Origin of the sequence: Bradyrhizobium sp. (assembly GCF_027451485.1) — a bacterium.
In the GTDB taxonomy this organism is placed as follows: domain Bacteria; phylum Pseudomonadota; class Alphaproteobacteria; order Rhizobiales; family Xanthobacteraceae; genus Bradyrhizobium.
Genome location: NZ_DAIDJE010000208.1, coordinates 29,708 through 44,512, shown reverse-complemented (window position 1 = coordinate 44,512; position 14,805 = coordinate 29,708). Strand labels below are relative to the sequence as shown.

Here is a 14,805-nt window from a genome sequence, read left to right as displayed (position 1 = left end):
TGCCGGCTTGCCCACCTGCCCCGTTCGTCTTTCCTCTTCGAATAATCCGGGACGATCGGAAATCCCTTTATCTTGGCGTGTAACCGTCGCCCGCGCGAGACTTGGTTGGTGCCGCGGATCGCCGCAAAGGTGGTCCCCCCCGATCGAGTGCAGGCGCTTGCAGCGAAGCCACAGTCGCCTTTACCAACTGCTCGATCGCATCTCCGGCGTCGGCCCCGTCGGAATCGCCGCGCGACAGCCGGGACACGCGCTCTGGCATCACCAGCGTATAATAGAGTGCCCCGAGAAGGAAATGGTTGCGCCAGACGATGTCCGCGCGCGGGATATGTGGAAGGCTGTTATGCACTGCATCGATAAAGGCGTGACTGATGTCGTCGAAGGTCTGCGCGATGATGCGCCGGGTGACTTCATTTCCCTCGGCCGACATGATGGCGCGCAACCGCGTGAAACGCGCTCCTCCGCCGGCGAGATCGCTGCCGGAAGAAAATGCCGGCAGGACGTAGGCACGGACGATTGCCTCCAGTCTGTCCTGCAGATCGCGCACCCGATTGGCGGCGGCCAGTAGCTCGGCGCGCCTGAGGTTCATCGGCTTGCAGTGACGCCGGTAGATTTCCAGAAGCAACTCGTCCTTGGTCCGGAAATGATACGTCACGCTGCCCGGATTTGCGCCGGCGGCCTGCGCAATATCCCGCACCGTCACGGCGCTGAACCCTTTCGTCGAGAACAATTCCTCCGCGGCCACGAGAATGGCTTCGCGCATGTTCGGCTTGCGCGACCGTTCCTTATCGGCGGGCTTTCTATCCATATCATTTGTACCTTTGTACAAACGATATGGATAAGTCAACAAGGATCGCCGGCCCGGCAGAGCGCCGATCCGTGAATCGATTTCAGGTCGTCAATGCGAGCGAGGGTGCTCGCGGAACCGCGATTGTTTGTCTCTGCGCGCCTCTAGATCCCGGTCGTCCTAGCGCCTGGCAGGCAGAACAGGGCAGCCCGACTCGATGCAAACTGCGCGATGCCCGCGCAGTCAGTTCAGCTTCTCGATCGCCATGGCGACGCCCTGGCCCACGCCGACGCACATCGTCGCGAGCGCCCTTTTTCCGCCTCGCTTCTCCATGCCGTGCACGGCAGTCACGACCAGTCGCGCGCCGCTCATGCCCAGGGGGTGACCGAGCGCAATGGCGCCGCCATGCGGATTGACGAAGTCGGCGTCTTCCGCAACGCCAAGCTGGCGAAGGCAGGCTATTCCCTGGCTCGCGAAAGCTTCATTGAGCTCGATCAGATCGAAATCGGAAATTTTCAATCCCAGCCGCTCCATCAACTTCCGCGTCGCTGGCACCGGGCCGATACCCATGATGCGCGGCGGCACGGCGGCCGAGGCCAGACCGAGGATCCGGGCCCGCGGCGTCAAGCCATGCTTCTTAACGGCGGCCTCCGACGCGAGGATCATGGCGGCGGCGCCATCATTGACGCCGGACGCATTGCCGGCGGTCACGGTGCCCGGGTTACGCACGATCGGCCTCAATTTGGCGAGGCCTTCCATCGTGGTTTCGGGGCGCGGATGCTCGTCCTTGTCGACGGTGATCGGGCCGGCCTTGCCGCCGGGCGCTGACACGGCAACGATTTCCTCGGCGAAATAACCCGCCGCGATGGCTTTGCCGGCGCGCTGCTGCGAGCGCAGCGCGAACGCGTCCTGATCGGCGCGCGACACCTGAAATTCCTCGGCGACGTTCTCACCGGTTTCCGGCATCGCGTCGACGCCATATTGCGCCTTCATCAGTGGATTGATGAAGCGCCAGCCGATCGTGGTGTCGAAAATCTCCGCCGAGCGCGAAAACGCCTCCGCCGCCTTGCCCATCACGAAGGGGGCCCGCGTCATCGATTCGACGCCGCCGGCAATTGCGAGATCGATCTCGCCGGCGCGGATCGCGCGGGCTCCGGCGCCGACCGCGTCCAGTCCCGACGCGCAGAGGCGGTTGAGGGTCTGGCCGGGAACCGAATCCGGTAGACCTGCAAGCAACAGCGCCATCCGCGCCACGTTGCGGTTGTCCTCGCCAGCCTGGTTGGCGCAGCCAAAATAGACCTCGTCGACCTGCGACCAGTCGAGGTTCGGGTGCTTGGCGATCAGCGCCTTGATCGGCGTTGCCGCCAGATCGTCGGCGCGAACCTTGGCCAGCGAACCGCCGAAGCGGCCAACCGGAGTCCGGACCGCGTCACATACAAATACCTCACCCATCGGTCACTCCTTGATGTTCCCTGATTGAGGGCGAGTTGTAGGAGCGGCGATAAACGAGGTCAATTGACCGGGATTGACCCGGCTTTCCTTTCTCGCATGGACGCTCGTGCAAGAAGCTGCGGCCATTCCTCCCGGGACGTGGAAAACACGCATAGAGGCGGTAAACCGAATAGGATCGGGTGGCGAAATTGGCTAGCTTGCGCCGCCGAAGCCCGGCTCTGATTGGATCAGAACCGGGCGCCGAACCTCTTATTTGACGCGTTTTCTTCACGCGAACCGGTACCCACTCCACTCGAAAACGCTTAATGACCATCCAGCCGACATTTCCTGTATCCGACGCCCCGCCTGCGGCCGAAGCACCGGCGCGCGTCACGCCGATGATGGAACAATACCTGGAAATCAAGGCGGCCAATCCGGGCTTGCTGCTGTTCTACCGGATGGGCGACTTTTACGAACTGTTTTTCGAGGACGCCGAAACCGCCTCCCGCGCGCTCGGCATCATGCTGACCAAACGCGGCAAGCATCAGGGCGCGGACATCCCGATGTGCGGCGTTCCGGTGGAGCGCTCGGACGACTATTTGCACCGCCTGATCGCGCAGGGTTTTCGCGTCGCGGTCTGCGAGCAGATGGAGGATCCGGCCGCGGCGCGCGCCCGCGGAGCCAAGAGCGTCGTCCGCCGCGACGTGGTGCGGCTGGTGACACCGGGTACGCTCACCGAAGACACGCTGCTGGATGCGAGGACCAACAACTATCTGCTCGCGATCGCGCGGATGCGCGGCTCATCCGGCGCGGATCGCTTGGGCCTCGCCTGGATCGACATCTCGACATCGGAATTCATCGTCACGGAATGTTTGGCAAGCGAGCTTGCCGCCACGCTGGCCCGGATCAATCCCAACGAGATCATCGTCGCCGACGCGCTCTATGGCGATGCCGATATTGGCCCCGTTTTGCGCGAGTGGCCGGCGGTGACGCCACTCACTCGCGATGTCTTTGACAGTTCCACGGCCGAGCGGCGGCTATGCGATTACTTCGCGGTCGCCACCATGGACGGGCTGTCGGCGATGTCGCGGCTCGAGGCCACCGCCGCCGCCGCCGCCGTCACCTATATCGACCGTACCCAGGTCGGAAAACGTCCGCCGCTGTCGCCGCCCTCGCGCGAGGCGGTCGGCACCACCATGGCGATCGATCCGGCAACCCGCGCCAACCTCGAACTGACCCGCACGCTTTCCGGCGAGCGTCGCGGCTCGCTGCTCGACGCGATCGACTGCACGGTCACCTCGGCAGGTTCGCGGCTGTTGGCGCAACGCCTGGCCGCGCCACTGACCGACAGCGCGGCGATCGCGCGGCGGCTTGATGCCATTGCGGCCTTTGTCGCCGACAGCGGCCTGCGCGACGATCTCCGTACCACGCTGCAAGCGGCGCCCGATCTGTCGCGCGCGCTGGCGCGGCTGTCGGTCGGGCGCGGCGGTCCGCGCGACCTTGCGGGTCTGCGCGATGCCATCCTCGCCGCGGATCGGGCCCTGGCGCTATTGGCGCGGATCGAGCAGCCGCCGCAGGAAATCGCGGCGGCGATGGCGGCGCTGCGCCGGCCATCGCGCGAACTGGCACGGGAATTTGCACGCGCATTGGCGGAGCAGTTGCCTTTGCTCAAGCGCGATGGCGGCTTCGTGCGCGAAGGCTATGAGGCGGCGCTCGATGAATCCCGCAACCTGCGCGATGCCTCACGGCTTGTCGTCGCCTCCATGCAGGCGCGTTATGCCGACGAGGCGGGCGTAAAGGCGCTGAAGATCCGCCACAACAACGTGCTCGGTTATTTCGTCGAGGTCACGGCGCAGCACGGCGACAAGTTGATGTCGCCGCCTTTGAACGCCACCTTCATCCATCGCCAGACGCTGGCGGGGCAGGTGCGCTTCACCACGTCCGAACTCGGCGAAATCGAAGCGAAAATCGCCAACGCTGGCGACCGCGCGCTTGGGCTAGAGCTCGAGATATTCGAGAGGCTCTGCGCGATGGCGGTCGCCGCGAGCGAGGACCTGCGTGCCGCCGCTTACGCCTTCGCCAGCCTCGATGTCGCATCCGCGCTCGCCAAGCGCGCGGTCGACGACAATTATGTCCGCCCCGAAGTCGACGGCTCGCTCTCGTTTGCGATCGAGGGCGGCCGCCATCCGGTGGTCGAGCAGGCCTTGAAGCGCGACGGTCAGCCCTTCATCGCCAATGCCTGCGATCTGTCTCCCGCGCCGGCGCAGAAATCCGGCCAGATCTGGCTGCTCACCGGCCCCAACATGGCCGGCAAATCCACTTTCCTGCGTCAGAACGCGCTGATCGCGCTGCTCGCACAGGCGGGCTCATTCGTGCCGGCATCAAAGGCGCGGATCGGCATTGTCGACCGGCTGTTCTCGCGCGTCGGTGCGGCAGATGATCTGGCGCGCGGCCGCTCCACTTTCATGGTGGAGATGGTGGAAACCGCCGTCATTCTCAATCAGGCCAGCGAACGTTCGCTCGTGATCCTTGATGAAATCGGTCGCGGCACGGCGACGTTCGATGGCCTGTCGATCGCCTGGGCGGCAATCGAACATCTGCATGAAGCCAATCGCTGCCGCGCGCTGTTCGCCACGCATTACCACGAGCTCACCGCGCTGTCGGCCAAGTTGCCGCGGCTGTTCAACGCTACGGTGCGGGTCAAGGAGTGGCAGGGCAACGTCGTGTTTCTGCACGAGGTGCTGCCGGGATCGGCGGACCGCTCCTACGGGATTCAGGTCGCCAAGCTGGCCGGATTGCCGCCTTCCGTGATCACGCGGGCCAAATCGGTGCTCGCAAAACTGGAAGCGCAGGACCGCGGCCAGACTGCGCGAGCGCTCGCTGACGATCTGCCGTTGTTTGCCGTCCCCTCGCGCGCCGCGCCGGAGCCTGCCGCCCCGGGCGAGGCCGACAAGCTCGTTGCAGCCGTGAGGGCGCTGCATCCCGACGAAATGTCGCCGCGCGAGGCGCTGGAGGCGCTCTATGCGTTGAAGGAAAAATTGCCGAAAGCCTGACCCCCGTCCCAAGGAGCGGCGCGAGCCGCGTCTCGAAGGATGGGGCCGGTCTGTGGCCTCCTGGTTCGAGACGACGCAAAGATGCGCCTCTCACCATGGGGTTCGGATGGTCAGCCCTTGATCTGGCGCCGTCCGAGCCACCACAGCACGAGATTCCAGACGGCGCCGGTGGCGAGCGCAAGGCTTAGCGCGGCAGCCGATCCCAACGGAACCGCGGCGACATGCAGGACCGCGATCGAGACGCCAAACCCCATCATGCCCCAGCCGCTATTGGCGATCACCGCCGCGGTGGCCGGGCCGCCGATGCGCGGATGCAGGATCATCGTCACGCTACTCAGCACCACCGGAAACAGGGCGATCGTGCCGCTGACACGGGGGCCGACCCAATGCGACATCGTGACCACGATGGCAACCAGCGTGGCGACCATGGCGGCGCGCAGCGGGATGTCGTACCAGCGCCGCGTGATCAGCGGCATCTTCTTGACATGCTGAAAGCGCCGAAACAGCGGAATGCAGATGGCGAAAGCAATCGCATTGGCGATCAATCCGCTCGCCAGCGTCCAGGGGACCAGACGTTCGAGCGCGGCGAGGATCAGCCATATGGCAATCGCGCCGCCGACGCTGACCACGACGCTGCGGCGCTGGGCCAGGAAAACGTAGGCCAAGCAGAAGAACATGGTCACGGCATTGATCGGTAGGCTCGCCAGCGCGCTTTCGGCGATGAAGGCCGCGTCGTGGTCGAGCGCGAGGAAGACGTAGGAGGGACCGGCCGAAACCGGCAAGGTCGCGATCAGCGCGCCGATCACCGGGCCTGAACGCTCGGTGATGATCGAGGCCGTCACCACGAAGGCGGCGGCAACTGCCATGCGAATGGCCAGCAGCAGGAGAAAAGAAAGGTCGGGGGACATTCTTGTTGTTCGCCGTTCCCGGCCAAGCGAAGCGGCAGCCGGGACCTATAATCACCGATATTGATTGTTGCGCCGAATTGGAGCCACAGCTCGTCAATACTGGAGCGCCTGTGGTTATAGGTTTCCGCCTTCGCGGGGAAGACACCTTCTGGTTGATCACACCCGATGCATCGTCACCGAAACCTTGGGGCCGTTCTTGACGGTCTGGTAGACCACGCAATAGCGCTCGGTGAGCTTGAGCAGCAGATCGAGTTTCTCCTGGGGTGCGTCGGTGTCGACATCGAAGCGCAGGCGGATTTCGGCAAAACCCACCGGCGCCTCCTTGTCGATCCCGAGCGTGCCGCGAAAATCGAGATCGCCTTCGGCACTGACCTTGCCCGATTTCAGCGGGACCTCGATCGCGGTGGCAACGGATTTCAGGGTGACTCCGGCACAGGCGACCAGCGCCTCCAGCAGCATGTCGCCGGAACAAAGTTCAAGCCCGGAGCCGCCGGATCCCGGATGCAGGCCGGCGACGGCGAGCGCGCGGCCGATCTCGACCTTGCAGGCGATGGCTTCGTTGTCGATCGAGCCTTTGGCTTTCAGCGTGATGAGCGCGCTTTTCGGGTCGGACCTGTATTTTTCCTTGAACGGGGCCTGCGTGGCGCGAAGTTGGGCAGCGTCCATTTTTCTCTCCCGGATGTTTTATGAGTTCAGGTGTACCGGGTCGGCGCCCGGATGTCACCGCGAGTTCGGTGCAGGATAGGTCATCGTTCCGGCAATGAGGGCAGTTCTCGGAAGGCAGGTTCGCGGTCCCGGAAAACTGTTCGGTTGCAATACGTTAGGGCGGCTGCCATTTAGGGATTGGCTCCCAAGGGCCCGAAAGGCCGGGAACAGCGTTACGCAAGCCGGCGCGAATTGAGGATGGCTTGGTTGCAAGCGACGCGATGGATCGTGACAGGCCGTGCCGGGTCCATTATCGGAATAACGAATGGATGACATCGTCAAAGAGGCCCCCCCCGAGGCCGATGAACGTTTCGACACCGCGCGGATCACGGCCGCAGTCGATGCGCTGGCGGCCGAGCATGCCGGGCGCGAAGACGTGTTCCGCGCAGCCGTCGCAAAGCTCTTGAAGTCCGAGATGGTCACCGCGCGCGCCACCGCGCAAGCCGTGCTGCTGAAGGACCGGCACGGGCGACGCTGCGCGGAACGGCTGTGCTTCGTTCAGGACGAGATCATCCGCATTCTCTTTGATGCCGCGACGCGCCACCTCTATCACTCGCCGATTCCCTCCGGTGCCGAGCGCATGGCTGTGGTTGCCACCGGCGGTTATGGCCGCGGCCTGATGGCGCCGGAATCCGACATCGATCTCTTGTTCATCCTGCCGTACAAGCAGACCGCCTGGGGCGAGCAGGTCGCCGAGGCCATTCTCTATTGCCTGTGGGACATGGGGTTGAAGGTCGGGCACGCGACGCGCTCGGTCGATGAATCGATCCGGCAGGCGCGCGGCGACATGACGATCCGCACCGCGATCCTGGAGACGCGCTTCCTGACAGGCGATCGGCCGCTCTATGACGAATTGGTCACGCGCTTCGACAAGGAAGTGGTGCAGGGCAACGCCACCGAATTCGTCACAGCCAAGCTTGCCGAGCGCGAGGAGCGGCATCGCCGCGCCGGACAGTCGCGTTATCTGGTCGAGCCGAATGTCAAGGACGGCAAGGGCGGCCTTCGCGACCTGCACACGCTGTTCTGGATCGCGAAATACGTCTATCGCGTTCGCGACACCGACGAGCTGCTCAAGCGCGGCGTGTTCGACGCACAGGAGTACCGCACCTTCCGCCGCTGCGCCGATTTCCTCTGGTCGGTCCGCTGCAACCTGCATTTCTTTGCCGGGCGCGCCGAAGAGCGGCTGTCATTCGACATGCAGCGCGAGATCGCGGTTCGGCTCGGCTATACGTCGCATCCCGGCATGCAGGACGTCGAGCGCTTCATGAAGCATTACTTCCTGGTCGCCAAGGAAGTGGGCGACCTCACCGCGATCCTGTGCGCCAAGCTGGAGAACGAACAGGCCAAGCCCGTACCGGTGCTGAGCCGCATGATGGCGCGGTTCCGGCCGAGCGCGGCGCGGCGGCGCGTGCCGGACAGCGACGACTTCATCGTCGACAACAACCGCATCAACCTCGCCGCGCCGGACGTCTTCAGGCACGATCCGGTCAACCTGATCCGGATTTTCCGTCTCGCCCAAAAGAACAACCTCGCCTTCCATCCCGATGCGATGCGCACGGTGACGCGCTCGCTGAAGCTGATCAATCCCGAATTGCGCGCCGACCCCGAGGCCAACCGGCTGTTCATGGAGATCCTTACCTCGAACGACGCCGAGATCGTGTTGCGGCGGATGAACGAGACCGGGGTGCTCGGTCATTTCATCCGCGCCTTCGGCAAGATCGTCTCGATGATGCAGTTCAACATGTACCACCACTACACGGTGGACGAGCATCTGATCCGCTGCATCGGCTTCCTGCAGGAGATCGAGCGCGGCGGCAGCGATGAATTCATTGTCGCGAGCGACCTGATGCGCAAGATCAGGCCTGAGCATCGCGCCGTGCTCTATGTTGCAACGCTGTTGCACGATATCGCCAAGGGCCGGCCCGAGGATCACTCAATAGCCGGCGCCAAGGTCGCCCGCCGGCTGTGCCCGCGGCTCGGCTTCAACACCGCCGACACGGAACTGACGGCCTGGCTGATCGAACAGCACCTGACCATGTCCACGGTCGCGCAATCGCGCGACCTGTCGGACCGCAAGACCATCGAAAATTTCGCCGCCGTGGTTCAGTCGGTCGAGCAGATGAAGCTTCTGACCATCCTGACGACCGCAGATATTCGGGGCGTCGGCCCAGGGGTCTGGAACGGCTGGAAGGCGCAGCTCATCCGCACGCTTTATCACGAGACCGAGCCGGTTCTGACCGGCGGCTTCTCGGAATTCGATCGCGCCCGGCGGATCGCCATCGCGCAGGCCGAGTTCCGCGAAGCCTTTACCGAGTGGCCGGAGCAGGAACTCAATTCCTACGTGGCGCGGCACTATCCAGCCTATTGGCTCAAGGTCGAGCTGCCGCGCAAGATCCGCCAGGCCCGGTTTGTGCGGGCGAGCGAGCAGGCCGGCCACAAGCTCGCGATCAATGTCGGCTTCGACGAGGCGCGCGGCGTCACCGAACTCACCATCCTGGCGATGGACCATCCCTGGCTATTGTCGATCATCGCGGGCGCCTGCGCGTCGGCGGGCGCCAACATCGTCGACGCCCAGATCTACACGACGACCGACGGGCGCGCGCTCGACACCATCGCGATCACGCGGGAATACGACCGCGACGAAGACGAGGGCCGCCGCGCGACACGGATCGGCGAAATGATCGAGGAGGTGCTGGAAGGCAAGCTGCGGCTGCCGGAAGTCGTGGCGCGGCGTGCCGCCAGCCGCGGCAAGGCGCGGCCCTTTGTCGTGGAGCCGGAAGTCGCCGTCAACAACCAGTGGTCGGATCGCTACACCGTGATCGAGGTCTCCGGCCTTGACCGGCCTGGACTGTTGTACGAACTGACCACCGCGATCTCGAAGCTCAACCTCAACATCGCTTCCGCCCATGTCGCGACGTTCGGCGAGCGGGCGCGCGACGTGTTCTACGTCACCGATCTGCTCGGCGCGCAGATCACGGCCCCGACGCGGCAGGCCGCGATCCGAAGTGCGCTCTTGCATTTGCTCACGAGCGAGAAGGTGGCGGCGTAACCACGCCGCCTACTTGCCTTCGGGAATCTCGCCAAAGGTCTTGCCGGTTGGCAGGGGCTTCAGACGGATCAGGCGCGAGTCTTCCACCGCGGCTTGCCGGTGCTTGACCGCCTCGCGGTAAACCGGATCGCGGATCATCTCGACGAAGGCTGAGACACTCGGATATTCCGCGATGAAGCAGTGATCCCAGGACTCGGTTTGCGGGCCGATCAGCATCAACTCAAACCGGCCCTGCCACGCCACCTTGCCGCCGAGGCGGGTGAAGACCGGTCCGCTTTCCCGGCCGTAGGCGGCGTAGGCCTCCGCGCCTGACGCCGACCTGCCGTCCGGATACGCCGCGCGTTCGCGCAATTTCACCAGGTTGAGCATGTGGATCGGGCCGGGGCGATCGCTCTCGCGGAATCTGGCGAACGTTTCCTTGGTCGGATCAATGTAACTTGTCATCTTCGATGCCTCGCTGAAATCAGTCGCGTCGGGGACGCGGGATGGCGTGAAAGCGCGCCGGCCATCCTAGTCGCGCGGGATACTGCGCTACACGTCTATTATTCTCTCGCTCGAATTATTGATTTGGACCGGAACATCGGCGTTCATGGCGGCTTCCGTCAGCCGGAAAATTCCATTTGTCCGCGTTGGGACGGGTCTTTTCGGCGACTGATATAGGCCTTTGGTTAAGGCGACGCTGCCTTGCTTTGCCTTGGTCGTTCATCCAGTATCGAGGCCAAGCGGCGAGCGTCCATCAGCAATGGATGAATTCGCCGAACGAAATCAAAAACAGCAGGGAGAGGGCACGACATGAGGAGCTTTGTTCATTTCGTCACCGCGGCCGCGCTAGCGCTGGCATTCGCCGCGCCTGCGGTTCACGCCCAGAAGAAGTACGATCCCGGCGCCAGCGATACCGAGATCAAGATTGGCCAGACCGTGCCGTTCTCCGGCCCGGCTTCCGCCTATGCCTCGATCGGCAAGACGCAGGCGGCCTACTTCCACATGATCAACGATCAGGGCGGAGTGAACGGGCGCAAGATCAATCTCATTCAGTATGACGACGCCTATAGCCCGCCGAAAACAGTCGAGCAGGTGCGCAAGCTGGTGGAGAGCGACGAGGTTCTGCTGACGTTCCAGCTCATTGGCACGCCTCCTAACGCAGCAGTCCAGAAATATCTCAACGCGAAGAAGGTGCCGCAGTTGTTCGCCGCGACCGGCGCGTCCCGCTTCACTGATCCGAAGCACTATCCCTGGACGCTCGGCTTCAATCCGAACTACTTCGTCGAGGGCCGCATCTACGGGCAGTACATTCTCAAGAACTATCCGAATGCCAAGGTCGGCGTGATCTACCAGAACGACGATCTGGGCCGCGATTATCTGAACGGCATCAAGTCGGGCCTCGGAGACAAGGCATCGACGATGGTGGTGGCGGAAGCCTCCTATGAAATGTCCGATCCGACCGTCGATTCGCAGATACTGAAGTTGAAGGGCGCCGGCGTCGATGTGCTGTTCGATGCCTCGACTCCGAAATTTGCCGCGCAAACCATCAAGAAGACCTTCGAGCTCGGCTGGAAGCCGGTGCATATTCTCGACATCAACGCCACTTCGGTCGGCGCGGTGCTGCAGCCGGCAGGGCTCGAGGCCTCCAAGGGCGTGATCAGCACCAATTACGGCAAGGACCCGTTGGATCCGACCTGGAAAGACGATCCGGGCATGAAGAAGTATTTCGACTTCATGGCGAAGTACTATCCGGAAGGCGACAAGAACTCGAATTTCAACACCTATGGCTACTCGACCGCGCAGTTGATGGTGCATGTGCTGAAACAGTGCGGTGACGACCTCACCCGTGAAAACGTGATGAAGCAGGCCACCAACATCAAGAACTTCCAGGCCGATCTCGCGCTGCCCGGAATGTCGACCAGCACCACGCCGAACGACTATCGCGTCAACAAGCAGATGCAGATGATGCGCTTCGACGGCCAGCGCTGGGAGCTGTTCGGCCCGATCATGGAAGACAACGGTCCGGCAGGTTAGCGCCATCCCGCAAAATGCCGCCGCGAAAGGATCGTCTCGCGGCGGCATTTTTGTTTCCAGCGCGCATGATCGGGCAGATTCGCGCTGCTCAGGGTTAAGCCGGTCTGAATCCCTGGCGGCCCAGGCGCTCAAGAGACGCGAGGCCACCTTCAATTAACCATCGTTTAAGACGGCCTTAAACCGGTGCGGTTAACGTCGATCGCATCGGGTGTGCAGGCGTAATTGCGTATGGCTTTGGGACGGAAAAAGAGCGGTGGGCGCAAGGAGCCGATATTCGGTCTTGCCGCGGCGCTTTCCGACTTGCGGCTGTCGCCCGATGACCGGATCCCCGGCGGGGATGGCCGGCCGAAGAAATCGCCGCCGCGAAAGAGCAACGATGGTGACGACGAGCCACCGCCAGAGCGGAAGCCGCGCGTGAGCCGCAGCGATGCCAAGCGGCGCTCGAAATCGCGCAGCCGCCTTTCGATTTCGCGGCTGGTCTATTGGGGCGCGGTGCTTGGCCTCTGGGCCGCAATCGCGGTGGTTGGCCTCGTCGTCTGGGTCGGCGCGCATTTGCCGCCGATCCAGTCGCTGGAAATCCCGAAACGGCCCCCGACAATCCAGATCACCGCTGCCGACGGCAGCGTGCTTGCCATTCGCGGCGAGATGCCCGGCGCCAATGTCGCGCTGAAGGATCTGCCGCCCTATCTGCCGAAGGCGTTCATCGCCATCGAGGACCGCCGTTTCTATCATCATTTCGGCATCGATCCCTGGGGTATTTTGCGCGCAGCAGTAACGAACGTTCTGCATCGCGGCGTGTCGCAAGGTGGCTCGACGCTGACCCAGCAGCTCGCCAAAAACCTGTTCCTGACCCAGGAGCGCACCTTCCAGCGCAAATTGCAGGAAGCGGAGCTCGCTCTGTGGCTCGAGCGCAAGTACTCCAAGCACGAGATCCTCGAGCTTTATCTCAATCGCGTCTACTTCGGCTCCGGTGCCTATGGCGTCGAGGCCGCGGCACAGCGCTATTTCGGAAAGTCGGCCAGGAACGTCACGCTGGCGGAAGCCGCGATGCTCGCCGGCCTCGTCAAGTCGCCGTCGCGCCTGGCGCCCAATCGCAATCCGGAAGGGGCGGAGCAGCGTGCGCACACGGTGCTCGCGGCGATGGCGGAGGCCAAGTTCATCACCGAGGCGCAGGCGCAAGCCTCGATCGGCCATCCCGCCTACAGCGTCAGACCGGTCGGCGCCGGCACGGTCAACTATGTCGCGGACTGGATCGGCGAGGTGCTCGACGATCTCGTCGGCCAGATCGATCAGAGCGTGGTGGTGGAAACCTCGATCGATGCGAAATTGCAGGCGGTGGCCGAAGCCGCGGTCATCGATGAGTTGGCGGCGAAAAGCGTCAAGTATAATGTCAGCCAGGGCGCGCTGGTGGCGATGTCGCCCGATGGGGCAGTGCGTGCCATGGTCGGCGGCCGCAATTATTCGGAAAGCCAGTATAACCGGGCGGTCACGGCGAAACGCCAGCCGGGATCCGCATTCAAGCCGTTCGTCTATCTCACCGCCATCGAATCCGGCCTGACGCCGGACACGATCCGCCAGGACGCGCCGCTCGACATCAAGGGCTGGAAGCCCGAAAACTACACCCACCACTACCTCGGCCCGGTCACGCTGACCCAGGCGCTGTCGATGTCGCTCAACACGGTCGCAGTGAGGCTCGGGCTCGAGGTTGGCCCCAAGAATGTCGTGCGCACCGCGCATCGGCTGGGCATTTCATCGAAGCTCGAGCCCAATGCCTCGATCGCCCTCGGCACCAGCGAAGTCTCGATGGTCGAACTGGTCGGCGCCTATGTGCCGTTTGCCAATGGCGGCTTCGGCGTCTCGCCGCATGTCGTGACCAAGATCCGCACCCTCGACGGCAAGGTTCTCTATGCCCGTCAGCCCGATCAGCTCGGCCAGGTCGTCGATCCGCATTACGTCGGGATGATGAACACGATGATGGAGGAGACGCTGCTCTCCGGTACCGCGCACAAGGCCGAGCTGCCGGGCTGGCAGGCGGCCGGCAAGACCGGCACCAGCCAGGATTTCCGCGACGCCTGGTTCATCGGCTATACGGCGAACCTCGTCACCGGCGTCTGGCTCGGCAATGACGACAACTCGCCGACCCGCAAGGCGACCGGCGGCGGCTTGCCGGTGGAAATCTGGACGCGCTTCATGAAGGCGGCGCATCAGGGCGTGACGCCGATTCCGCTGCCCGCCGCGCCGCCTGTCCTGCCGACCACCATCGCCCAGGCTGCCAGCCCCGGCGCGGCCGTTGCGCCGCCGCCCTTCGTTCCCGGCCGCCCAGCGCCGATGCGCACAACGTCGGTGCGGCCCGAAGCCGACGCCGGTCTCGACGGCTGGCTGATGCAGCGGCTGTTCGGGCGCTAGAGCAGACCGTCAGTGTGACGGTCTTGCCACGAAGCGGAAACACTCGGTAATTAGCGTTTTGCCGCAGCGGTCGCAGCTCCAGAGGTAGGTTACCGCGCCGTCGGCCAGCAGCGCCGAGCCCTCGGGCGCAGTCATTCGATCGAGACAATCCGCGCAGCGTGGCATTTCGCTTACGCGTGGCTGATGCGTGAAACTGGATCTCCGCGATAGCTGATCGAGCATGGCCCCCTCCCCGACTTTGCAGAAATCCTGCGGCCCGATTCGAAGTGGGTCCATAACCAATGTTAGCTTTCGCCAAAGAATCGATCGCGTCGCCGCGTCATTCTCGTCTCGCCGATCGCTGACTGGACACGAGACTGTCCGGCCGCAACCAGGCGAGCGTCACGCGGGCTGAAGTCAGCTAAAGCGCGATGAGATTGAGGAGAGTTGATTGACATGATCTGTCGGAAAAGC

Annotated in this window: 9 protein-coding genes; 4 read left to right on the top strand and 5 right to left on the bottom strand. The window is 63.7% G+C overall.

All coding sequences use genetic code 11. The annotated features are described in order from the left end of the window. Positions 1–67 precede the first annotated feature (67 nt). Both NEZ08_RS24475 and pcaF read right to left on the bottom strand, forming a co-directional pair. Positions 68–805, bottom strand: a complete 738-nt coding sequence (locus NEZ08_RS24475) for a TetR/AcrR family transcriptional regulator (protein WP_298112967.1) — start codon at positions 803–805, stop codon at positions 68–70. A 222-nt stretch (positions 806–1,027) separates the two neighbouring features. Continuing rightward, entirely contained in the window at positions 1,028–2,236 is a 1,209-nt protein-coding gene (pcaF, locus tag NEZ08_RS24470; RefSeq protein WP_298112964.1) for a 3-oxoadipyl-CoA thiolase, read from the bottom strand. Positions 2,237–2,541: 305 nt separating this feature from the next. On the opposite strand from pcaF, the gene mutS reads away from it, so the two are divergent. Continuing rightward, positions 2,542–5,268 carry a DNA mismatch repair protein MutS gene (gene mutS / locus NEZ08_RS24465; RefSeq protein ID WP_298112961.1) on the top strand — a complete coding sequence of 909 codons (2,727 nt, stop codon included), beginning with the start codon at positions 2,542–2,544 and terminating at the stop codon, positions 5,266–5,268. A gap of 110 nt (positions 5,269–5,378) precedes the next feature. Here mutS and NEZ08_RS24460 read toward each other — a convergent pair whose 3' ends face one another. Both NEZ08_RS24460 and NEZ08_RS24455 read right to left on the bottom strand, forming a co-directional pair. Further along, entirely contained in the window at positions 5,379–6,176 is a 798-nt protein-coding gene (locus NEZ08_RS24460) for a hypothetical protein (protein WP_298112958.1), read from the bottom strand. Positions 6,177–6,332: 156 nt separating this feature from the next. Further along, positions 6,333–6,842 carry an OsmC family protein gene (locus NEZ08_RS24455; RefSeq protein ID WP_298112957.1) on the bottom strand — a complete coding sequence of 170 codons (510 nt, stop codon included), beginning with the start codon at positions 6,840–6,842 and terminating at the stop codon, positions 6,333–6,335. A 304-nt stretch (positions 6,843–7,146) separates the two neighbouring features. Between NEZ08_RS24455 and NEZ08_RS24450 the strand changes: the two genes are divergently transcribed. Beyond that, positions 7,147–9,930 (top strand): [protein-PII] uridylyltransferase, encoded by a 2,784-nt coding sequence (locus NEZ08_RS24450; RefSeq protein ID WP_298112954.1) that lies wholly within the window; start codon positions 7,147–7,149, stop codon positions 9,928–9,930. A gap of 9 nt (positions 9,931–9,939) precedes the next feature. Here NEZ08_RS24450 and NEZ08_RS24445 read toward each other — a convergent pair whose 3' ends face one another. Beyond that, positions 9,940–10,374, bottom strand: a complete 435-nt coding sequence (locus NEZ08_RS24445) for a DUF1330 domain-containing protein (protein WP_298112951.1) — start codon at positions 10,372–10,374, stop codon at positions 9,940–9,942. A 348-nt stretch (positions 10,375–10,722) separates the two neighbouring features. Between NEZ08_RS24445 and NEZ08_RS24440 the strand changes: the two genes are divergently transcribed. Together NEZ08_RS24440 and NEZ08_RS24435 are read left to right on the top strand one after the other, a co-directional pair. After that, positions 10,723–11,946, top strand: coding sequence for an ABC transporter substrate-binding protein (locus NEZ08_RS24440; RefSeq protein ID WP_298112948.1), 1,224 nt, complete (start codon positions 10,723–10,725; stop codon positions 11,944–11,946). Between the two features lie 228 nt (positions 11,947–12,174). Further along, positions 12,175–14,352, top strand: a complete 2,178-nt coding sequence (locus NEZ08_RS24435) for a transglycosylase domain-containing protein (protein ID WP_298112945.1) — start codon at positions 12,175–12,177, stop codon at positions 14,350–14,352. Positions 14,353–14,805: the final 453 nt, after the last annotated feature.